General features: G+C 68.3%; 12 protein-coding genes and 1 pseudogene. All 13 read left to right on the top strand.

The features are described from left to right. Positions 1 to 69 precede the first annotated feature (69 nt). The 13 genes and pseudogenes from AC5RUO_RS10800 to AC5RUO_RS10860 all read left to right on the top strand — a co-directional run bounded on the left by AC5RUO_RS10800 (position 70) and on the right by AC5RUO_RS10860 (position 23,802). On the top strand, positions 70 to 6,177 hold the full coding sequence (locus AC5RUO_RS10800) for an Ig-like domain-containing protein (RefSeq protein ID WP_494103501.1): 6,108 nt from the start codon (positions 70 to 72) through the stop codon (positions 6,175 to 6,177). Between the two features lie 46 nt (positions 6,178 to 6,223). Next, complete coding sequence (locus AC5RUO_RS10805) at positions 6,224 to 7,195, top strand: AAA family ATPase (protein ID WP_009356297.1); 972 nt, start codon at positions 6,224 to 6,226, stop codon at positions 7,193 to 7,195. A 58-nt stretch (positions 7,196 to 7,253) separates the two neighbouring features. Beyond that, positions 7,254 to 8,576, top strand: a complete 1,323-nt coding sequence (locus AC5RUO_RS10810; protein ID WP_494103502.1) for a DUF58 domain-containing protein — start codon at positions 7,254 to 7,256, stop codon at positions 8,574 to 8,576. Beyond that, the gene (locus AC5RUO_RS10815) at positions 8,573 to 11,137 is read left to right on the top strand and encodes a transglutaminase TgpA family protein (RefSeq protein ID WP_494103503.1); all 2,565 of its coding nucleotides are present in this window, start codon (positions 8,573 to 8,575) and stop codon (positions 11,135 to 11,137) included. Before AC5RUO_RS10810 ends, AC5RUO_RS10815 begins: the two co-directional genes overlap by 4 nt. Next, positions 11,134 to 11,214 (top strand): annotated as a pseudogene (locus AC5RUO_RS10820) (zinc-ribbon domain-containing protein); the annotation flags it as partial. The gene AC5RUO_RS10815 and the pseudogene AC5RUO_RS10820, both read left to right, overlap by 4 nt. Before the next feature lie 249 nt (positions 11,215 to 11,463). Beyond that, the gene (locus tag AC5RUO_RS10825; protein ID WP_494103582.1) at positions 11,464 to 12,720 is read left to right on the top strand and encodes an RDD family protein; all 1,257 of its coding nucleotides are present in this window, start codon (positions 11,464 to 11,466) and stop codon (positions 12,718 to 12,720) included. Continuing rightward, on the top strand, positions 12,717 to 13,655 hold the full coding sequence (locus tag AC5RUO_RS10830; RefSeq protein ID WP_494103504.1) for a PP2C family protein-serine/threonine phosphatase: 939 nt from the start codon (positions 12,717 to 12,719) through the stop codon (positions 13,653 to 13,655). Before AC5RUO_RS10825 ends, AC5RUO_RS10830 begins: the two co-directional genes overlap by 4 nt. Then, entirely contained in the window at positions 13,642 to 15,342 is a 1,701-nt protein-coding gene (locus AC5RUO_RS10835) for an FHA domain-containing protein (protein ID WP_494103505.1), read from the top strand. The genes AC5RUO_RS10830 and AC5RUO_RS10835 overlap by 14 nt, the downstream gene beginning before the upstream one ends. Continuing rightward, a complete protein-coding gene (locus tag AC5RUO_RS10840; protein WP_494103506.1) occupies positions 15,339 to 17,063 on the top strand; it encodes a serine/threonine-protein kinase in 1,725 nt (574 codons plus the stop codon). Before AC5RUO_RS10835 ends, AC5RUO_RS10840 begins: the two co-directional genes overlap by 4 nt. A gap of 61 nt (positions 17,064 to 17,124) precedes the next feature. Next, on the top strand, positions 17,125 to 17,829 hold the full coding sequence (locus AC5RUO_RS10845) for a hypothetical protein (protein WP_009359457.1): 705 nt from the start codon (positions 17,125 to 17,127) through the stop codon (positions 17,827 to 17,829). Then, complete coding sequence (locus tag AC5RUO_RS10850) at positions 17,826 to 22,271, top strand: type VII secretion EssC family protein (RefSeq protein WP_494103507.1); 4,446 nt, start codon at positions 17,826 to 17,828, stop codon at positions 22,269 to 22,271. Before AC5RUO_RS10845 ends, AC5RUO_RS10850 begins: the two co-directional genes overlap by 4 nt. A gap of 119 nt (positions 22,272 to 22,390) precedes the next feature. Then, a complete protein-coding gene (locus AC5RUO_RS10855; protein ID WP_494103508.1) occupies positions 22,391 to 23,014 on the top strand; it encodes a hypothetical protein in 624 nt (207 codons plus the stop codon). A gap of 146 nt (positions 23,015 to 23,160) precedes the next feature. After that, entirely contained in the window at positions 23,161 to 23,802 is a 642-nt protein-coding gene (locus AC5RUO_RS10860; protein ID WP_494103509.1) for a hypothetical protein, read from the top strand. The last annotated feature ends 35 nt before the right edge of the window (positions 23,803 to 23,837 follow it).

The following is a 23,837-nucleotide window of genomic DNA, read 5'->3' on the forward strand; positions in this document are numbered from 1 at the left end:
GAGCCCAATACCAGGCATTCCGCTGTGCAGGCCTGGGGGCCACCGCAACAATCTGAGGAACATAACGCCGTGACAAGTCTGCTGGGGAAACTTGGGCTCAAACGGCGCCACAAGAGAATCGTCAGCGGTACCGCTTTTGGTGCAACCGTGGCTGTCGTGGTGACCGGCGCTGTCCTCTATCCGGGGTTTAAGACCACTGAGGTGGAGTTGAATGACGGTGGTGTGTGGGTGGTGTCGAAGTCGAAGAACGCGGTGGGGCGGTTGAATTATCCGTCGCGGGTTTTGGATGGTGCGGTGACGCCGGCGTCGACGACGTTTGACATTCTTCAGGATGCGGGGGATGTGTTTGTTGATGATGAGTCTGGTTCGACGTTGAACCAGGTTTCGACGGCGAACATGCGCCTGGGTGGGGACAAGCAGTTGCCGGGGGCTGCGGATGTGAGTTTTGGTTCCGAGGTTATTTCGGTGACGGATGCGGCGTCGGGCAAGGTGTGGGCGGTGTCGCCGTCCACGATTAACGGTTTTGATGAGGAAGCGTCCGAGCCGGTTTTGGTGGGTTCGGAGGGTACGGTGTCTGCGGTGGGTGCTGATGACCGGATTTATTCGGCGGACCCGGAGGCCGGGACGGTGACGGTGACCGGGGTGGACGCGAACGGGGTTGTGACGTCTTCTGAGTCCGAGACGTGGGGTGCGTTGAAGGGTGCGGGGGATCTGCAGATCACGGTGGTGGGGGACCGGCCGGTGGTTTTGGATGCGGCGGCGGGGGGCCTGTTTTTGCCGGGTGGTAAGCGGCTGCAGTTGGAGAACGCGCGGGATGCGAAATTGCAGCAGGCGGGTCCGGGCAGTGATTTTGTTGCTGTTGCCACGCCGAAGGCGTTGTTGAAGCAGCCGTTGGATGGCGGGACGGCGAAGACGGTGGGGTTCGGTGGTGAGGGTGTTCCGGCTGCCCCGGTGCAGCTGGGCGGGTGCGTGCATGCGGCGTGGTCGGGGGCGAACAAGTATGTCCGTGACTGTGTCAATGATGGTGATGACAAGAATGTGGATGTGCCCAGGGCGAGTGCGTCGCCGTCGTATGTGTTCCGGGTGAACCGGGACCTGGTGGTCCTCAATGACGTGAACTCCGGCAATGTGTGGCTGGTCAACCAGAACATGCAGCTGGTCAACAACTGGGACGACGTCATCCCGCCCAAGAATGAGTCCGACGAGCAGGACCAAGAGTCCGCGGACAACAACACCATCAACGTCCTGCCGGACCGCACCAAACCGAACCGTCCGCCGGAAACCAAACCAGACGCCGTCGGCGTGCGCCCCGGACGCACCACCATCCTCAGCGTCCTGGACAACGATTCGGACCCCGACGGCGACGTGCTCACCGCGGCCCTGGCTGACTCAGGCCCGCAGGCGGGCACCCTCGAAAAGATCTACGGCGGCACCGCCTTCCAGGTATCGGTGCCTGCTGACGCCAAGCCGGGTACTGAGACGTTCAACTACAACGCCTCCGATGGACGCGGCCTCTCCGCCGGCGGCCAGGTCACGCTGAACGTGGTGGGCGCGGACGATAACAAGCCTCCGCAGTTCAAACGCGGCGACGACACCACCGTGCTGGTTGAACAGGGCAAGACCGTCAGCCAGAACATCCTCACGGACTGGCTCGACCCCGATGGCGACGACCTGGTCCTCCTGGACGCCAGGGCGGACAATGACCAGGACCAGGTTAAGGTCCGCCGCGACGGCCTGCTCACGTTCCAGGACTCGGGTGCCACAGCCGGCAAGAAGACGGTGGAGGTCACCATCTGGGACGGCCGTGCGACGGTGACCGGCAAGGTCATCATCAACGTGCAGCCGCCGGGTGCCCTGGCCCCGGTGGTCAACGCAGACCACGTCACGGCAGTAGTCGGCCAAGACCTGGTGGTTTCCCCGCTGAAGAACGACGTCGACCCCAACGGCGGTGCCCTCCGGCTCGCCCAGGTTGAGGCAAACGGCCCGGCGGACCTGGGACCCGTCACCGATGGCGGCACCTTCACCTTCCGCAGCACCACGCCGGGGCCCGTCTACCTGACCTACATCGCCAGCAACGGGCCGCAAAGCAGCCAGGGGCTGATCCGCGTGGATGTGGATTCCGGGGACGAGGCGGGCAACCCGGTGGCAGTCCACGACGTGGCCCTGATGCCCACCGGCGGCAGCGTCCTGCTGGACCCGCTCGCCAACGACTCCGACCCCTCCGGCGGAGTCCTGGTCCTGCAGTCCGTCAAGCTGCCGGAAAACTCCACAGCATCGGTCAGCGTGATCAACCACAGCGTCCTGCGCATCACGGACATCCTAGGGACCAAGGACCCCATCCTGTTCGAATACACCATGTCCAACGGCAGGAAGTCCGCCACGGGTAGCGTGTCCGTGGTCCCCGTCCCGGCCCCGGCCGTCGTGCAGGCTCCGCAGCCCAAACCGGACGAAGTGAACGTCCGGGTCAACGACGTCGTCACTATTCCTGTGCTCGAGAACGACACCCACCCGCAAGGCCAGGAACTCACTGTAGACCCGGTCCTGCCGCAGGGCGTGGATCCCCTCGACGGCAAGAGCTTCGTCTCGGAAAACACCCTCCGCTTCATCGCCGGCAGCCAGCCCAAGACAGTCCGTGCCATCTACAACGCCGTGGACCCGCAGGGCCAGAAGAGCGCCGCCGCGGTCACCATCCACATCCTTCCGCTGGAAGGCGCCGAAAACACCCGGCCCCAGCCGCGCAACCTCACCGCCCGCGTGGTGGCATCCGGTACCGTGCGCATCCCCGTCCCCCTGGACGGCATCGATCCCGACGGCGACTCCGTCCAGCTCACGGGCATCGACAGCACGCCCGCCATGGGCACCGCCACGGTGGGCAGCAACTTCATTGATTTCACGGCAGCCGGTGACGGCGCCGGAACCGACACCTTCCGGTACAAGGTGGTGGACCGCCAAGGAGCCGTCAACACCGGCACAGTCACGGTTGGCATCGCCCCCCGTGGCGAGGTCAACCAGAAACCCACCCCCGTGGACGACGAGGTGCGCGTCCGCCCCGGCCGGCAGATCGCCGTCGACGCCACCGGCAACGACACCGACCCCGACGGCGACCTGATCCGCATCCTCATTGACGGCATCGAGGCGGACCCGGCCCTGCAGGCCAGCGTCAGCAAGGCCAGCGGCCGGATCCTGCTCATGGCCCCGGGCGAGGCCGGAACGGTTAACGTCCGCTACACCATCGCCGACGACAGGGACGCCTCCGCCCAGGCCACCATCCGCGTGGTGGTGGATCCCGAAGTGCCGCTCAAGGCCCCCATCGCCCGCGACGACCGGGTAACCTCCGCCCAGACCATGGGGAAGACCGCCGTCGGCGTCCCCGTCCTGAAGAACGACGAAGACCCTGACGGCGTCGGTGAAAACCTCAAAGTCAGCACCGAAGCCACCACCGCCCGGCCGGGCGCTGATGGCAACATGGTTGTGGACCTGACGGAGCAGCCGCAGCTCATCCCCTACACGGTTGAGGACGTGGACGGCCAGCAGTCCACTGCCGTCGTCTGGGTCCCCGGCCTCGGCCAGCAGGTGCCTACCCTGGCCAAGGACGAAGTCCTGGAGGTCATCGCCGGCCAGTCCGTGGACGTCGACCTGGACGAATGGGTGAAGGTCCGTGAGGGCCGCTCACCCCGCCTGACCCAGGCCGACAGGATCAAGCTGATCGGCTCCGACGCCAGTAACCCCATGATCGGCGACGGCGACGGGCTGAAGTACACGGCCGGAACCGACTACATTGGCCCGGGTTCCCTGACCTTCGAAGTAACCGACGGGTCAGGGCCGGACGATCCTGCGGGCTTGAAGTCCACCCTCAGCATCCGCACTAAGGTGCTGCCCGACCCCAACCGCAACAACCCGCCCGAGCTTCTCGGCGCTTCCCTGGACGTTCCCAAGGGTGACTCCGCCAGCGCCGACCTGGGCAAGCTGACCTCAGATCCCGACCGGGACGACGTCGAGAAGATGAAGTATGAGCTGGTGGGCGGAGCTCCCGCGGGCTTCAGCGCCAGCATCGAGGGCCGGACATTGAAGGTGTCCGCAGCCGATTCCAGCGGCACCGGCACCAGCGGCGCCCTGCAGGTCAAGGCAAGGGACCCCCGCGGACTGGAAGCAACGGCCACGTACCAGCTCGCGGTCACGGCCTCCAACCGGCCCAAGCCGGTGGCCAACGACGACCTGGAGCCGAACGCGGCAGCAGGGAAGCCGGTCACGGTCAACGTGCTCGCGAACGATGCCAATCCGTTCCCGGAAACGCCGCTGAAGATCATCGCCGCCGGCACGGAAACCGGCAGCGGCAACGTGGACGTCGACGGCGACTCCGTGGTGGTGACCCCCGCCCCGGGCTTCACCGGAACCATGGTGGTCTCCTACACGGTCGCGGACAAGACGGGGGACACGTCCAGGCAGGCAACTGCCCGGGTCAGGCTCACGGTCAAGGACAAACCGCAGGCCCCCTCCACGCCGCAGGCGCAAAGCGTGGGGGACCAGACCGCTCTCCTGACCTGGACGGCGCCTGCAGACCGCGGCTCGGCTATCACCAGGTACACGGTCTACGGCGAGGGCGGCTTCCAGCAGGACTGCCCCGCCAACACCTGCACGCTCAAAGGACTGACCAACAACACGAAGTACCATTTCCAGGTCACGGCCACGAACGAGTTCGGCGAGTCGGACCGCTCTCCGGCCTCCGCGGAAGTCCGCCCGGACGTCAAGCCCGATACTCCACTCGCGCCGCAGCTGAAGTTTGGCGACAGGGAGCTGGCCATCAACTGGACGGCGCCGGCCAGCAATGGCTCCCCGGTCAAGTCCTATGACCTGGAGATATCACCGCCGCCCGCCGGCCAGAACGCCCAGGTCCAGAACCTGACCGCCGTGAGCTACGTGTGGAAGGGCCTGCAGAACGGCGTTTCCTACAAGGTCCGGGTCCTGGCCCGCAACGACGCCAAGGAACCATCGGAGTGGAGCCCCTATTCGGCCGCAGAGGTGCCGGCGGGGGTGCCGGCCACCCCGGCGGCACCCACCGCCGTGCAGGTCCAGCCGGTGGGCAGCCAAAGCCAGATGAGGGTTTCCTGGACGGCGCCCAACAACAACGGCGACGCTGTCTCCGCCTACACCCTGACCACGCTCCGCGGCGGTGCCGTGGTGGCCACCCAGCAGGTGGCGGACACCATGCAGAACGTTACGGTGGACAACTCGGAGGCCAACTACACGTTCACGGTCTCCGCCACCAACAAGGCCGGCACCAGCGGGACCAGCGCGCCGTCCGCGGCTGTCCGGGCTGCGGGTAAACCCGGCCAGGTTAACGGCGGAACCGTGAAGGCCACGGGTACCAGCGGACAGCTGGAGGTATCCTTCACTCCTCTCACGGATGCCCAGCGCAACGGTTCCACCGCAGCTGAAATCACGTACTCCTACAACGCCGACGGCAGGAGCGGGCCGATCAATGCCGGGGGAGGAACCATCGGCAGCCTGACCAACGGCAGGGACATCACGGTCACCATCATCGCCACGTCCACCAAGAACAGCATGTCAGGTGACGCGAAGGCCATTGGTACCGGCAACCCCTACGGACCGGCGAACGCCCCCAACATCGACGGCGGCACGTCGGCCAAGGGCGACGGCGACGTCCACTGGACCTGGAACAACCCCAGTACCAACGGCCGGCCGCTGAGCCACTACGAAGTGAGCTACGAGGGCGGAGGCTGGATCAACGTCGGCAAGGTTACCCGCTATGACCGCTCTGCCGGCGGCTGGGACCAGGCCCGCCAGCTCCGGGTGCGCGCGGTGACCGTTGTGAACGGTGCCATTGGCGGACCTGTGACGTCCAGGTCCGGCGCCGACCCCACCCCGCCGCCGCCGACGTCCTGGAGCGTGACCGCCCCGGTGCGCACCTGTACTGAACCACGTTACGGAACTGACAGCTACGTGAACTCGAATCCAGACCAGTGCAACAGTCCGGGCAAATGGTTCAACTCAGGAAATGTGGCGCAGTCCGATTTCTACGTGGTCTGGTACAAGACGTCGAACAACCCGAGCGGAATCTGGTACCACCTGACCACCGGGGAAGCAGCCGGCAATTACGCGAGGTGCGACACCGTCTCGCTGGGCTGCAACCCGCCGGAGAGAATGCCCAAACGCTGACCCGCCATCACGGCGCCGTTCCCAAGCCCGAGAGAAAGAACACTTCATGACCATGACCACCGAGCAGGCCGCCTGGTTTGCCGACACGTTTGAAAAACTCGTTGCCAATGTGGGCCAGGCCGTCCTCGGCAAGGAGCACGTCATCAGGCTGACCTTCACGGCGATGCTCGCCGAGGGGCACGTCCTGTTCGAGGACGCCCCCGGCACGGGCAAGACCTCCCTGGCCCGTGCCCTCGCCGCCACTGTGCAGGGCTCAAACAACCGCATCCAGTTCACCCCCGACCTGCTCCCCTCGGACGTCACCGGTGTGACCATCTACGACCAGAAGACGCAGAAATTCGAGTTCCACAAGGGCCCGATCTTCAACAACATCGTCCTCGCCGACGAAATCAACCGGGCTTCGCCCAAGACCCAGTCCGCGCTGCTTGAAGTCATGGAGGAATCCCGGGTCACCGTGGACGGCGTCACCTACTCGGCCGGACGGCCGTTCATGGTGATGGCGACGCAGAACCCCATCGAGCAGGCAGGAACCTACCGCCTGCCCGAGGCCCAGCTGGACCGCTTCCTGATCAAGACCTCCATCGGCTACCCGGACCACGCCTCCACCGTGCGCCTGCTGGCCGGATCCAACGTCAAGGACCGGTCCAAGGAACTGCCGGCCGTGATCACCACCCAGGCTGTCGCCGACATGGCAGACCTCGCCGCCACCGCGCATGTGGACACGGCCGTGCTGGAATACATCTCACGGCTCTGCGAGGAGACCCGCAGCGCGCCTGAAACCCGGCTGGGTGTCTCAGTGCGCGGTGCGCTCGCCATGGTGCGGGCCGCCAAGGTCTGGGCCGCATCCCAGGGCCGGAACTTCGTGCTTCCGGATGACATCAAGGAACTGGCCCCGGTGGTCTGGACCCACCGTTTCGTCATGGACCCCGAGGCGGAATTCTCCGGCGCGACGGCCGAAGCAGTCCTCACGCGGATCCTCGCAGACGTCGCCGCTCCGCAGCAGCGCACCAACGCCTGACGGCCGCCGCACCCCCTGCAGCACCCCTGAACCAGCGCAACATAACGAAGGCACACATATGTCCAGCGGCACCCCCTTGATCCGGCTCGCGGAGCGTCTGAAGCAACCCTTCGCCAGGAACGCCCGCCTCCACCCGTCCGCTGTCTGGGCGGAGGCCAGCAGCGCTGCCGCAATGGCCCTTGCCCCGGCCTGGCGGACAGCACGTGGCGCCTGGCTGAAATACGCCTGGCCCGTCCTCTCGGTGGTCAGCATCCTGGGCTGGTCGGTTCTGTCCGCCGCTGTCCTGCTGTGGGTGACCGGGCAGGCTTTCGGCTGGCAGGAGGCAAAGGCGGCGGCCATCGCGGCGTTCGTCATGTTCCTGGTTGCTGTGGGCTTCATCCTTGGCCGCTCTTCCTACGGGGTGGTACTGGACCTTGCCCGTACCCGCGTGGCGGTAGGGGACAGCGCCGTGGGCAGCATCGCCGTGTCCAACACCTCCACCCGCCCCCTGCTGCCGGCTGCCCTGGAACTGCCCGTGGGCAATGCCACTGCGGTGTTCCACCTGCCCCGGATGAAGCCCGGACAGGTCCATGAGGACCTGTTTACCATCCCCACCGCCCGCCGCGCCGTGATCGTTGTCGGGCCCGTGCGGTCGGTCCGGGCAGACCCCCTGCACCTGCTGCGCCGGCAGGTCCTGTGGACGGAACCCGAGGACCTCTTTGTCCATCCCCGCACGGTTGCGCTGGCCGGTTCGGCGGCGGGCTTCATCCGCGACCTGGAGGGCATGCCCACCACTGACCTGTCCAGCGCGGACGTGTCCTTCCATGCCCTGCGCGACTACGTGCCCGGGGATGACCGGCGGCATATCCACTGGAAGACCACGGCCCGCACCAACAAGCTCATGGTGCGCCAGTTCGAAGAGACCCGGCGGGCCCACCTCGCCATTTCGCTGTCCATCAACACGGACGAATACGCTTCCGAAGCCGAGTTCGAAATGGCGATCTCCGCGGCCGCCTCCATCGGCCGCCAGGCCATCCGCGAACAACGGGAGCTGGACGTCATCACCCAAAGAGGCCCGCTCCGCTGCGAAACGGGCCGCAACATGCTGGACGACATGACCAGGATCGTGGGCGCACCCATGCGCCGCACCGCCGTCGACCTCGCCAGGACCCTCGCCGACACCGTGCCCAACGCCTCCGTGACGTTCTTCGTGGTGGGCAGCAACGTGACCGCCACGCAGCTCCGCTCCGCAGCCGTATCGGTTCCGCCGGGCGTGCGCAGCCTCGCTGTCCGGGTGGAAGCAGGCGCCGCTCCCACCAGGGCCAACATCGCGGACCTGACCGTGCTGACGCTTGGCGACCTGGCCGACCTTGCCATCGTGCTGAGAAAGGCGGCAGCATGAGCTCCGCACCGGGCAGAACCTCTTCAAACCCCGGGCCCCGCGGGACATCCCGCCGCGAGGCGACGCCGAACCGGCAGGAGTCTGCCTTCGCCGACAGCCAGCCCCGCTGGCATTTCGTGCTCGACGCCGGTGCCCTCACCGTCCTGCTGGGGCTGGGCCTGCTCGGTTTCGGGCTCAGCTTCGGCGGCGACCCCTACTATCTGCTGTCGGGATTTGGCGGCATCGTCCTGGGCCTGGCCGTCGGCGCCGCCAACGCACACCTGCGGCTCGGGCTGCTGATCACCACGGCCCTCGCACTCGGCGCATACCTCGTGTTCGGTACGCTTCTGGCTGTTCCCGATTCCGCCATTGCCGGGTTCGTCCCCACCCTGGATTCGCTGCGGATCCTGCTGCTGGGCATCGTCTTCGCCTGGAAGGACATGCTCACGGTCGGCGTTCCGGTGGGAACTGCAGGCGGTGTGCTCATCGTCCCCTTCCTCAGCTCGCTGATCACCGCCCTGGTGGCGGGGGTCCTGACCTGGCGGGTGCGGAGCCCCTACTTCCCGCTCCTGCCCGTCCTGGTCCTCTTCGTCACCGGTATTGCCTTCAGCACCAACGCCGCCTTCCTCACCCTCGAGCGCGGCATCGGCCTCACGGTCTTGGGCATCGCGTGGGCAACCTTCCGGCGGGACGCCCTCCGGAGGAACAGCACCCGCAGGGTTGCGGTCAACAACCCGCAGGCCGATTCCTCCGCCACGCGGCGCGCCAGGATCCGCCGGCTGGGCATGGCCGCGGGCGTCATCGCGGTCAGCGTCGCCGTCACCGCGCTGTCCGCGCCGCTGGTATCCGCCGGCAATGAACGGAAAGTGCTCCGGAACGTTGTGGTGCCGCCGTTCGACCCCAAGGACTACATCACGCCGCTGGCGAGCTTCCGGACCTACGTCAAGGACAAGAAGGACGACACGCTCTTCGTGGTCAAGGGCCTGCCGCGTGACGGCAGGGTACGGCTGGGGGCGCTGGATGCCTTCAACGGCACCAACTACACCATGGATCCGAACGGCTCCGGCAACTTCAGCAAGGTGGGCGACACCGAGTCCATCAACACCCTCGCGGACACCTCCGGCACCGTTCCCACCAGGGACTACGCCATTGACATAACCATCGAGGACTACCAGGGCTTCTTTGTCCCCGGCGGCCGGAAAACCACCGGCTTGAGCTTCGATGAGGGTGCCTCGGCGGCCGCATCCGGACTGTACTTCAACTCCGGCACGGACACCGCCGTCACCACGAACGGCCTGACCCGCGGCGATTCCTACAGTGTCCAGGTGTCCGACCCCGTCAAGCTGGAACACGGGCAGGTGACGCAGTACGACTTCGCCAAGATGTCCCTGCCCGACGCCCTAGAAGTCCCCCCGGTAGTAGCGTCCCAGGCCAACGACCTGTCCGCGGACGCGCCAACGGCCATCGACCGGGTCCGCCAGATTGAAGCGCACTTCCAGAAGACCGGCGCCTTCAGCAATGGCCTGGTCAGCGAAGGGCAGCTGCCCAGCGTCTCGGGCCACGGTTCCGCCCGGATCCGGAACCTGCTGACCGCCAAGCAGATGCTCGGCGACGACGAGCAGTACGCCGTTGCCATGTCCCTGATGCTCCGCCACCTGGGCATCCCGTCCCGCGTTGTGATGGGCTTCTACCCGGACCCCACGAGCCCGGAAAACGGCGCCGGCGAAGTCAAGATCACCGGCAAGAACGTCCACGCCTGGGTGGAAGTGGCCTTTGAAAGAGTAGGCTGGGTCAGCTTCGATCCCACCCCGCCGAAGGACAACGTTCCCATCCCGCCGGACCCGGAAAACAAGTCCAAGCCCAAGCCGCAGGTGCTGCAGCCGCCGCCCCCGCCGCAGGAGCCAGCCGACCTGCCGCCGGACTCCTCGCCCGATGCCCTGGACGCAGACCAAAAGAAGAACAACCCGTGGCTGTTCTGGGGCGCCCTCCTGGGCGCGCTGGGCGTTGCCCTGATTCCGCTGTCCATCCTGGCGCTGCCGCTGCTGCTGATCGCCCTGCTGAAATCACGACGGCGGAAGGCCCGTTTCCGCGACGGCCATCCCGCCCAGCGGGTGGGCGGAGCATGGAGCGAGGTGGTGAGCCTTGCCACCGACATGGGCGCCGCCGTCGATACCCGTTCCACGCGCCGCGAAAGCGCAGCGGTCCTGGCCGAGGCGTTCCCGGCCAGCAAGGGGACCACCGCCATGCTCGCAAGTCGCGCGGACGCCTCGATTTTCGGGGCGGGCCAGCCCACGGAGGAAGAAGTCCGGGAATACTGGACCATCGTGGACGGCTCGCTGAAGGAAATGACAGCCACCGTTGGATTCTGGCGCCGGCAGCAGGCACGGTTCTCGCCGCGGTCGCTCCTCGCCGACGCCCGGACTGTCCTGAACCTGCGGGGCACACGGCTGGCACTGCCCGCCCTGAAGGTGCTGGGGCGCCGGCGGTCCGCCGCAGGCAACGGTCCGGAACATCCGGCAGCACCCCCAACGGGTTCATCCCCGGCAGATATCCCTCCGACGCAAGGACCCCAGCAGCAGTGACCTCGGACCCCGGGCGCTGCCCGCGCTGCCAGCAACTTGTCCGCACCGGGGCGGCGTTCTGCACCGCCTGCGGCGCGCCCCTGCCCAACCGCGCGGCCCACAGCCTCCATAACCAGGACCACGCAGTGCCCTCCGGCACCAGCGGGGCCATCGACCCCAGGACCGGGCCGCCCGCCGCGCACGTGCCGGCGATTCCCGGTACTATCCCGGTAGTACAAACGCCCCCGGCACATCGGGCCGCGGGCATCGTGAACGCGGGCACGGGGCTGGGGAGCGCCGGGGGTTCCACCGGGAAGGTGGGGGCCGCTCCAGGGGGAGGAACGGGAATGGCAACAAACCTTCAGCTTGTTCCGGCCACGGCGGGCAAGCGGCTCGGCGCCGCCGTGATCGACTGGCTGCCCCCGCTGGTTGTCCTGGTGGTGACGTTCGCCGTCGGTTTCGCGGGCATCACGCGCACCCGCAGCGGCGGATTCATCACCTACGACACGGCGTCGCTGGCGCTGTTCGGCAGCATCGGGCTGGGGCTCACACTCGCCTACCTGTTGGTGGTCATGGGCCTGGAGGCCCGGACCGGGAAAACGCCGGGAAACCTGCTGATGGGTATCCGGAGCGCAGACAACGACGGCTACGCTCCCGGTGCGGGTGCAGTCTTCCTGCGCGGCCTCATCACGGGGGCCGGCATCCTCCTGGCGGCAATCGCGGCCATTCTCGTAGTGGTCTTCCAGTGGTTCGGCATTGCCCTCTTCATCCTCGTGCCGCTGCTGCTTGCGGGCGCCGGCTGGGCCGTGGCCGTGGTGGTTTCGAACAGCTGGGACAGGAACGGCAGGCTGCGGGGCTGGCATGACGCCGCGGCCAAGACACTTGCCTTTGACGTGAAGGCAGGCCGCGACCCCATCACTACCGGCGGCATCCAGGGCCCCTACAGTTTCGCGCCGCTGGACCTGCCGCCCGTGCAGCAGGTGCTCTCCCCGGTTGCGGCTGCCGCAACCCCCAAGATCATCAATGCGCAGTTGCCGCCGCAGGCCCAGCAGAATCCCGGTCAGGGAGTGCCTCCGCAGCCCATGCAGTCCCAGGCTCCGTCTTCGCAAACACCTCCTTCGCAAACCCCGCCTTTCCAGACGCTGCCCTCGCAGACCATGCCGTACACGGCCCCGGCGTCCTTCGCACCCCCCGCCGTGGCCCAGGTGCCACCGTCCCTGGACGACGACGCCGAACGCACCCAGGTGCGCCCCGCCTCCGGTCCCGCGCCCGTGGCGGTCCTTCGCATCCGGCTCGACGACGGCCGCGACTTCCAGCTGGACCGCAGCGTCCTGGTGGGCCGCAACCCCGTGGGACAGGCGGGGGAACAGCAAGCCCAGCTGCTCGCCGTCGACGATCCCGGCCGCTCCATTTCCAAGACGCACCTGCACCTGCTCACCGACGGAGCAGGTATCTGGGTGACGGACCGGAATTCAACCAACGGCAGCGCCGTGACCACCCCCGACGGACACCGCACGGCACTGGTGCCGGGCGTGCCCAGCTTTGTAACCCCCGGCTCCAGCGTTCACTTTGGAGACCGAACCTTTTACCTAGGACAGGCATGAACCAACAGCCCGCCAGCGATTCCTCAACCATGCAGCCGGGACGGGGCCTTACCTTAACCGTTGGTTACGGGACGGACCGGGGACTCCGCAGGGAGCTGAACGAGGATTCCTACATCGCCTCCGATCCCGTTTTCGCCGTGGCGGACGGAATGGGCGGCCATGAAGCCGGCGAGATTGCCAGCGGCATCTGCGTGCGGTCCCTTGCCGCCATGCCCCAGCTGACTACCGGCGAGCGGACGGCCACTGCCGCGGTGCTCCAGCAATACCTGGTCCACGCCGACCTCTCCATCCGCGAAGCCACCGGCGCCCGTGCCGGCACCACCCTGGCCGGTGCCGTCATCGTGGAGCAGATGGGCGTGCCGTACTGGCTGGTGATGAACATCGGGGACTCACGGACGTACCGGCTCAGCCAGGGCCGGTTCGAACAGATCAGCGTTGACCACTCCGAGGTCCAGGAATTGGTGGACGCGGGGGAGATCACCCCCCAGCAGGCCACCGTCCACCCGCGCCGCCACGTGGTCACCCGCGCCCTGGGTACCGGAGACGAGACGGAGGCCGACTACTGGCTGCTTCCCGTCGAGGAGGGGGACAGGGTCCTCGTCTGCTCGGACGGGCTCACTTCCGAGCTGACCGACGAACATATCTTCCGGATCCTCAGCACGGTGGGCGAGCCGCAGGATGCTGTTGATGCGCTTATCCAGGCAGCCCTGCGCAGCGGTGGACGGGACAACGTCACGGTGATCGTGGTGGACGCCCGGAACGTCCTGAACGACGCCGGCGCCGCCACCACCGCGCCCCGGCATGACACGGCGGCAGAGGACGAAGTGACACTCCCGCGTGGCCAGGCGGCACAAGCGGGTACCGGGCCGGCCCCGGATACGGGTGAAGGCCAGGATTCGGTTGACGGAGGGGAAGGCCACGATGGCCGGCACTAGCTATATCCCGGGTTCATGGTTCGGCGTTGTCCGTTCCGGTACCGCTGTCCTCCTCGGCCCGGACACCCCGCCTGCCCTCGCCGGTGCCCTCTGGAACCTGCTGGCGGATGGTCCCGAGGTCCACGAAGTACTCCACGCCGTCACCAGCAGCTCGGGCGGGTCGCTGGCCAGCATCCCCTCGTTCGGGATCCTCGACTTCAACAGTTCCCTGCGGGTCTTCCTGCGCGGCGGACTGAACCTCACCGTCACTCAGCCGCAGGGACCGGTGGACCTCGACGGGCGCGATGTCACCACCTGGAACGAGCGCCGCTTCGCCCTGCCGGGACCCTGCACCCTCACCCTTCCCGGCGCCGGGGCCGCCGGGCTGCCTGAACTCCCGCTCGGCGAAGGCGTCATCCTGCTGCAGTCGCTGACCCTGCGGCTGGGGGAGGGCCAGCCTGCGCTGGTCACCGGGACTTCCGCCGCGGCGGTTGTGGTGGACCCCGACGGCAGCGCGGACGTGCGGCAGGAGATCGCTGATGCTCCCGTGCCCGCCGCCGTCGATCCTGCTCGCGCCGATCCTGGGCCCTTCGACCACGAACCCGTTGACCTTGAGCCCATTGACCCTGATGTGACAATCCTCCCGGACCAGGGAGTGTCCTCGGAGACGGTCCTCGGTGTGATCGACGACGAGTCCGACCCCCTGGAAGAGCCGGAACTTGACCAGGAAACGGCCGGAACGCCCGCTTCCACGCCTGCCACCGAACACACCAGCTCCTATGACCACCTGTGGGAGCGCACGGTGATGCGGAACATCGAGGATGCCGCCGTGCGCGAGGACCCGGAGGAGGAACACGCGGGGAACGGACCGGCTCCCGCCCCCGCCCTGGAGCCAACTGCCGTCCGTCCCGCCCTGGAAGCCGCTGACGAGATCGAACTCGTGGAGCCTGCCATTCAGCCGGCAGACTCCACACCGGTTCAACCCGCCCCCGTCCCTCCAGGCCAGGGCGGGGTCCTGATCGACTCCGTGCCCTGGCGGACCCCGGAAGCCAGCTCCGCTCCGCCGCCTGCGCCGGCGCCAGTATTCGGGACAATCCCGCCGTCGTCGGCACCCGGCCCGGCCGGAGAGGCCCCGGAAGCCGCGGGGGCCGGCTTCGACGGCGACCACGACGGCCAGACGGTCATGAAGAGCAGCCTCGCCGGCACGGCGTCCCGGCCTGCGCCGCCCCGGCCTCCGGAAGACGGCGGCGGACCCATGGTGCTGGCCCGGGTGTGCGGCCAGGGCCACGCCAACCCGCCCACCCGAGCCCAGTGCTCAGCCTGCGGCGGTGCGCTGCTGCCGGACGCCGTGCAGGTGGCGCGTCCCCGGTTGGGCCGGGTCCGGATGTCCACGGGCGAGCTGCTGGACCTGGACCAGTCCCTGGTGGTCGGCCGCCAGCCGTCGGTATCCCGGGTGCAGGGCGGCGTCATGCCCCGACTGGTGCAGGTGGCAAGCCCCGGCGGCGACATCTCCCGTTCCCATGTGGAGGTCCGGCTGGAAGGCTGGCACGTCATGCTCTGCGACCTGAAGGCAACTAACGGCACCGTCCTGGTCCGGGAGGGCCAGCCGCCGCGGCGCCTTGCCCAGAACGAGATGGCCATCCTGCTTGACGGCGACATCGCCGAGCTTGGTGACAACATCTCGCTGCGTTTTGAGGAGATTCCTTGAGTTCCAAACGGCCCGTAGCGCCGCCGCCCCGCATCCCGGGGTTCACTTACATCAGCCTTCTCGGCTCCGGCGGGTTCTCCGACGTCTACCTCTATGAGCAGGACCGGCCCCGCCGCAAGGTCGCCGTCAAGGTGCTCCTCTCGGACCTGAAGACCGAAGGCGCCCGGCGCCGCTTCGAGTCCGAGGCAAACCTGATGGCCCAGCTGTCCTCGCACCCCTACATCGTTACCATCTTCGAGGCGGAAGTGACCGATGACGGGCACTCGTACCTGGCCATGGAGTACTGCTCCCGGCCCAGCCTGGACGTCCGTTACCGGCGGCAGCGCTTCAGCGTGGACGAGGTCCTGGCCGTCGGTATCCAGGTGGCTTCCGCCGTCGAGACAGCCCACCGGGCCGGCATCGCGCACCGCGACATCAAGCCTGCCAACATCCTGGTAACGGACTACAACCGCCCCGCGCTCACCGACTTCGGCATCTCGGGCACCCTGGCTGGCGACTCCGACGACGACTCGGGCATGTCCATCCCGTGGTCCCCGCCCGAACAGTTCCGGGACGGAAGCGTGGACGGGGTAATGGTGGACGTCTGGGCCCTGGGCGCCACGCTCTACACGCTCCTGGCCGGCCGGTCGCCCTTCGTGCTGCCCGGTGCGGACAACTCCCAGCGGGAGCTGATCAACAGGATCAGCAATACACCGCTGCCCCGCCTTGGCCGGGCCGATGTTCCGGAATCGCTGGAGCTTGCCCTCGCCACGGCCATGGCAAAGTCTCCGCAGTCCCGCTACTCTTCCGCGCACGCGTTCGCCCTGGCCCTGCAGCGCATCCAGGCCGAGCTGAACCTGTCCGTGACACCCTTCGAGGTACTGGAGGAGCCGCACCAGGAGGACAGCCACCCGGACGAAGGCGTCGAGGAGACGCGGGTCCGGAGCATCGCCGCCATCGACCCGGAACGGACGGGCAGCGCGCCCACCTTCCCGGCACGCACCCGGCCCCGGCCCATGCCCGCCGGTCCGGCACCGGACTCCGCCACCACCGCGGCCCGGCAGCAGTTCTCGACCGGCGCCGGCATTGGCTCCGGTGCCGGCAGTGGCACCGGCGCAACGCACGACGGCGGCCCGCGGGAGTGGGCGCAGGCCACGGTCCTGCGCGGCAACCAGGGCAACACCGGCTCGGGAGCGTCGCCCGCCTATGCTGCCGCGTCCGGCTACACAGGTGCAGCCGACGCCACCATCCAGCGGGCGGCTACGCCGCCGCCCTCCGTGGAGGACGCTTCGGCAGCGCATGCCCCTGACCACGGCAAACGCAACCTCTGGTTGGCCATCTCCGGCGGCACCCTGCTTGCCCTTGCCGCCGTCGTGGGCCTGGTGGTGGCCAACGCCGCCCCGGAAACGCCCCGGGTGGCCGAGACGCAGCAGGCCAGCAAGCCGCCGGCGGACGCCCTGGACAACGGCACGGTGCCGGACGTCGCGGCCCTGAAGGGAGTGGTGGACGCCGAGGGGAAGGCGACGTTCACCTGGGAGAACCCGCAGCCCAAGGACGGCGACACGTACAAATGGCGTGTATACGCCGTGGGGGAGAGCAGCGAGTACCAGGCCACCACGGGGACCAGCGTCCAGGTGGCGCTCAACCCCTCCGTGCCCACTTGCCTTCAGGTCATGATCGTCCGCAGCGACGGAGCCTTCTCCCCGCTGGAGGACGACTCCATCGCCTGCATCAACAAATGACCCGGCACAGCGGACCGGCGATCCTGTTCATGCAGGGACTGCCCGGAAGGAGACACAGAACATGGGGGACCTAGCAATAGATTTCTGTGGGGAATGGTACGAACCGTCGGATGAGGATGTCTTCAACATCGGCCGTGAAGGCGACCTGGAAGTCGACGACAACCCGTACCTGCACCGGCAGTTCCTGCAGGTGGCCCGCTACGACGGCATCTGGTGGCTGAGCAACGTGGGCAGCATGCTGTCCGCCACCGTGGCTGATGCCTCCGGCGGCATGCAGGCGTGGCTTTCGCCCGGCGCCCGGATCCCGCTTGTGTTCAGCCACACCAACATCATCTTCACGGCCGGACCCACCACCTACGAGTTCGCCGTGCACCTGAAGACCCCGTCCTTCCGCCAGGAGGCGCGCGAGGGCGGCGTCAGCGGCGACACCACCATCGGGCCGGTGGTGTTCACCGATTCCCAGAAGGCCCTCATTGTGGCGCTCGCCGAACCCATGCTCCGCCGGGAAGGCACCGGCTTCAGCGCCATCCCGTCGTCGGCCGCCGCCGCCAAGACCCTTGGCTGGGCGCTGACCCGTTTCAACCGGAAGCTGGACAACGTGTGCGACAAGCTTGACCGCGTGGGCGTGGCGGGACTGCGTGGCGGCGGCGGCAAGCTCGCCACCAACCGCCGGGCGCGGCTGGTGGAGCATGCCGTGACCTCGCACCTGGTGACGCCTGACGACCTCTACCTCCTGGAGAAGATGAGGGGCGTGGACGAAGGATGAGGATCCGGCTGACACTCCGCCGCGAGCCGGCCGAGGCCAAGGACCTTGCCGTCACGGTGGACGGCCTTGCCACAGTGGCCGATATCGCCGCCGTTCTGTGGGCCGCCGACCCGGAGCGCAAGGGCACCCCCGCACCGGACAACATGTCCCTGCGCATCGATGAGGCATTCGTGGGCGCCGGCATCAGCGGCAATGTCCTGACCCGCACGGACAACCTCCTCGAATCCGGCCTGCGCCCCGGTTCGGTCGTTTCGCTGGCCCAGGTCAGCGAACAGTTCCACGAACCCGGAACCAGCCGCGGCCCGGCCGCCGCCACCCTGCGCGTGCTGTCCGGGCCCGACGTCGGACGGGAATTTTCGCTGCCCACCGGCACCAGCTACATCGGCCGGGACCGGGACGTGGACATCCGGCTCACGGACCCCCTGACCTCCAAGCGCCACGCCCGCATCACCGTGGGCGAGGGAGTGGAGATCGTCGACACCAACTCCGCCAACGGGCTCCTGATGGACGGGCTCCCCGTCACCCGCGCAACCCTGAACTCCTCGGACACCGTCACCCTTGGCGACACCACCGTGACGGTGGTTCCGCTGGGGCACAACCATGCGGCAGCGCCGACGTCGCCCATGGTGGACTTCAACCGCTCACCCCGGGTGGTGCCCCGGTTCGAGGAACCCAAGCGGGTGGTGCCGGCCGGGCCGAAACGCCCCGAGGACCAGCCCTTCCCGTACATCATGCTGATCGCCCCGCTGTTGATGGGTGCGGTCATCTTCGCCGTGACGCGCAACGCGCTGTCCATGGTTTTCATGCTGATGATGCCGCTGTTCATCGTGGGCCATTTCGTTGACCAGAAGATGCGCAACCGGCGCCTGCGGAAGGACGGCCTGAAGCACTTCCGGGCTTCCATGGCGGCCTTCCGCGAGGATGTCACCGAGCTGCAGAAGGTGGAGCGTGCCGTCCGGCTGCAGGAGGCGCCCTCGGTCAGCGACACCGTGGACGCCATCTACAAACTGGGGCCGCTGCTGTGGACCCACCGCCCGGAACACTCATCGTTCCTGGGGCTGAGGTTCGGCATGGGTACGGCGCCGTCGCGCCTGCAGCTGGAGGAACCGTCCAACAACGACACCGAGGTCGAGTACACACGGGAGATCCAGGACTGCCTGAAGCAGTTCCGGGACATTGAGGGTGTTCCGGTGGTTTCCCAGCTGCGTACCTCCGGGTCCCTGGGCATCGCCGGCGCCCGCGGCCTGGTGGACGATGTTGCCCGCGGCATGGTGCTCCAGCTGGTTGGACTCCATTCGCCGGCCGAAGTGGTCCTGACCGCCATCACGTCCGCCCAGTCCCGGGAACGGTGGAACTGGCTGCAGTGGCTGCCGCACGTCGGCTCCGGCCACAGCCCGCTCTCCGGAGACCACCTGGCTGCCGGGTCCGCGGGCGGGTCCTCGCTCCTGGCCCGCCTCGAGGACCTGCTCGACGCGCGGGAGGCCGCCGCCAGGCGCTCCGGCCCGGACCTGCGGTCGGACGTGGATCCGGCCAAGCACGAGCTGGAGGCGCCTGTCCTGCCGTCCGTGCTGGTGGTCGTGGAGGACGACGCGCCAGTGGACCGGGGCCGGCTCACCCGGCTCGCCGAGCGCGGACCGGACTCCGGCGTCCACGTGCTCTGGGTGGCCACGGACATCCAGGCCCTGCCGGCGGCCTGCCGCGACTTTATGGTGGTGGACGGCGACCACGGCACCACCACCGGCCAGGTCAGGCTGGGCCGGCACACCTACCCCGTCAGCTGCGAAAGCGTGGACGCCGAACTCGCCGGCCAACTGGCCAGGATGCTCGCCCCCGTGGTGGATGTGGGCAAGCCCGTGAACGACGATTCCGACCTCCCGAGGTCCGTCTCCTACGCCACCCTGATCGGCAAGGACTTCCTGGACAACCCCCAGGCCGTCGCCGAACGCTGGACCGAGAACAACTCCGTCCATGCCACCGCCGTGGCCAACCGCAAGGACAACGGCACGCTCCGCGCCCTGGTTGGCTCCAAGGGCGTCGAGCCGCTCTACCTGGACCTGAAGAACGAGGGCCCGCACGCCCTGGTGGGCGGCACCACCGGCGCCGGCAAGTCCGAGTTCCTGCAGTCCTGGGTCATGGGCATGGCGGCTGCCTACAGCCCGGACCGCGTCAGCTTCCTGTTCGTGGACTACAAGGGCGGCGCCGCCTTCGCGGACTGCATCAACCTTCCGCACACGGTGGGGCTGGTCACCGACCTCTCGCCGCACCTGGTGCGCCGTGCCCTGACGTCCCTCCTCGCCGAACTCCACTACCGGGAACAGCTCCTCAACCGGAAAAAGGCGAAGGACCTGCTGGCGCTGCAGCGCGAGGCCGATCCCGACGCCCCGCCGTACCTCGTCATCATCGTTGACGAATTCGCGGCCCTCGCCAACGACGTGCCCGAGTTCGTTGACGGCGTGGTGGATGTTGCCGCGCGCGGACGGTCCCTCGGCCTGCACCTCATCCTGGCCACCCAGCGGCCCGCCGGCGTGATCAAGGACAGCCTGCGGGCCAACACCAACCTCCGCGTGGCCCTGCGCATGGCCGACGAGGAGGACGCCACCGACATCCTCGGCGTCCCCGACGCCGCCTACTTCGACCCCGGCATCCCCGGCCGCGGTGCCGCAAAGACCGGACCGGGCCGGATCCAGGGCTTCCAGACCGGCTACGCCGGCGGCTGGACCACCGACAAACCGCAGCGACCCCAGATCGACATCGTGGAGATGGCCTTCGGGTCCGGGCCCAGCTGGGAACCGCCCGCACCGGAAAAGCCCGTGGTGGCCCAACCCGCGGGTCCGAACGACATCGCCCGGATGACCGCGAACATTGTCCGGGCCGCGGACACGCTGGGCATCCGGCCGCCGCGGAAGCCGTGGCTGGACGAACTGGCCAAGACCTACGACTTCTCCAGGTTGCCCAACCCGCGCACTGATGAACGCCTGCTGCTCGGCGTGGCCGACGACCCCGCCCGGCAGGACCAGCCCACCGTCTTCTACGAGCCGGACAAGGACGGCAACATGGCCATCTACGGGACGGGCGGTTCCGGAAAGTCGGCCGCCCTCCGCGGGATCGCCATTGCCGCTGCCGTGACGCCCCGCGGCGGGCCCGTCCATGTGTACGGCATCGACTGCGGCTCGTCCGGACTGAGCATGCTGGAAGAGCTTCCCCACGTGGGCGAAGTGATTGACGGCGACGACGTGGAACGTGTGGGCAGGCTGCTGCGCCTCTTGCGCGACATCGCGGAGCAGCGCTCTGCCCGTTTCGCCGAAGTCCGGGCCTCCACCATCGTGGAGTACCGGAGGCTGGCCCACCGGCCTGACGAAAAGCGGATCTTCGTCCTGGTGGATGGGATGTCCGCCTTCCGCGAGGCCTACGAACACAGCAAGCTGTCCGGGCTGTGGGACATTTTCCTGCAGTTGGCCACCGACGGCCGCACCCTGGGCATCCACCTGGTGGTCACCGGCGACCGGCCCAACGCCGTGCCCGCATCCCTGCTCGCCTCCATCCAGCGCCGCCTGGTGCTGCGCCTGTCCTCCGAGGACGACTACATCTCCATGGACGTGCCGCGTGATGTCCTCAACGCCGGTTCGCCCCCGGGCCGCGGCCTGCTGGACGGGCTGGAGGTCCAGCTGGCCGTGCTCGGCGGGAACTCCAACCTCGCCCTGCAGGCCCGCGAGGTGCACAAGCTCAGCGAAGCGATGCTGCGCCAGGGCCTGGACACCGCTCCCGGCATCGAGCGGCTCCCCGAACAGGTGGACCTGGACGTGCTGCCGGCCGGCAGTCCCGACATGCCGGTCATCGGCGTCGACGACGAAACCCTGGAGCCCGCGGCGCTTATGGCCCGGGGACCGTTGCTGCTTGCAGGTCCTCCCGGCGCCGGCCGCACCGTGGCATTGGTCACCCTCGCCTACGCCCTCCGCCGGTCCAACCCGGACACCGAGCTGATCTACCTCGGGTCGCGGCGCTCCGCCGTCGCGTCGCTGCCCCTGTGGAACCGGTCGATGGTGGGGCCCGACGACCTGGCCGAGGTGGTGGAGGAGCTGGTGGAGCATTCCTCCGGCAACCCGGGCAGGCTGGGCATCTTCATTGAGGGGTTGACCGAATTCACGGACACTCTCGCCGAATCCGGCGTTGCGCGGCTGGTCACAGCCTCCATCAAGGCGGACCAGTGGGTGGTGGGTGAGTCCGAAACGTCCACCTGGTCCTCCGCCTGGCAGCTCGCGCAGCCATTCAAATCCGGCCGGCGGGGCCTGCTCCTCAACCCGGGCGACATTGAGGGCGACAGCCTGCTGAACACCTCCTTGGGCCGGGTCAGCCCGGAATTCATCCCGGGCAGGGGCTATGTGGTGGGACGCGGAAAAGCCCGCAAAATCCAGGTGGCGCTGCCGCCGGAAAGCCGCGACTAGCAGGCTATACGCCGGAGGGCCGTACATTCGATGGATTTGCGGCCCTCCGGCGTGTTGTAGAAGACTGCTTGGAGACCAGAAAGCCGCAGACGGGGGACTGCGCGCACCGAAAGGTATCCATGACCCCGTCCAGTCCGCTACTCCGCGCCGCCTCGGCAACAGCCGCCGCAGCCGTGCTGGCGCTCTCGATAACACTGCCCGCAGGGGGCGTCGCATGGGCCGATTCCCCTGAACCGACAGGCTCGCAGACCTCCACCTCGACCCCGGGCTGTGGACAGGAATGTGCGCAGGAACCCACTGAAACCTGGACCCCGGAAGCACGCCCCACCAAGACGGCCAAGCCCGACGACGATCCCACGGAAACTGACGGGCCCGATCCCTCGGTGCCCGCCGCACCCCGGCCCGCCGCCCCGTCCACGCCGGCCGCAAATCCGGCGGCCCCCACTGCCTCCGTGGAACTGATGCCGGCCGAGCCGGCCGAGCCGGCTGCCGGGCCAACGGAAACTGAGGCTTCAGCCACTCCGTCCGCAACGGCCCCCTCAACCGGCACGCCGTCGTCGTCCTCAAACTGGAACACGCCCGTCACCCGGTCAGCGAAAGCCACCCAGGCAGCCGCTGTCTCCCGGCAGGGGGCGGGGTCCGACGGCGCCAACCTGCCGGCCGTCGCCGCCGGTGTCCTCCTGGTGGGCGCCGGCGGGGGAGCCTTCGCCTGGTGGGGAAGGAACCGCGTCCGCGCGCACTGACACCTGCCGGGCAGCAGGCGGGCGGTCGCGCCGGCCACAGCCCCGGGCACACTGAGCGGATTTGCGGCCCCGGCTCTGGCTGTAGAAGACTGCCGGGGACACCAGAAAAGCCGCGGTGGGGGGACTGCGCGCATCGAAAGGTAGCAATGACCCCGACTTCACCGGCCTTCCGTGTGGCGGCGGCCACCGCGGCAGCAGCGGTCCTGGCCATCGCCCTCCTCTTCCTGGCAGGGCCTGCAGTTGCCGATTCGCCGGAGCCATCACCTGCCACCACGCCGGGAGCGGACGCTCCGGCCGAAGATTGCGGCCTTGTGTGCCTGCCCCTCCTTGGCGGCGGCAAGCCGGAACCCACGGACGTCGAACGCCGCACGCAGGCCCCGGCCGAAACCCCGGCGCAGCCAGGGAACCTGGCTGCAGAAGCACCCGCCCGGGCCCACCAACCGGCGGCATCCCCGGCCGCCACTGCGCCGGCAGCCGGTCCCTCCGTGCAGGATTCAGCCGAAGAAGAGGAAGCATCGGAAAGGGCGGGCGCAGAAACCGCCGCCGCTGGCACCGGCGTCGCCACATCGGCCGGACCCTCCGCTTCGGCCGGGGCCTCCGGTGCGCCGGACTGGAATACGCCCATCACCCGGTCCGCCAAGGCAACTCAGCTGGCAGGCATAACCCCGGCCGCCGGTCCGGGCGCCGGGGGTCCCGAACTGCTTCCCATCGCAGCCGGCACGCTCCTGGTGGGCGCAGGCGGTGCAGCCTTCATCTGGTGGGGCAGGACCCGCCTCCGGGCACACTAATCGGCGTCCTGTCGCACCCGTAAGGCAAGATAGGT

The organism is Arthrobacter sp. Y3221087 (genome assembly GCF_059089905.1).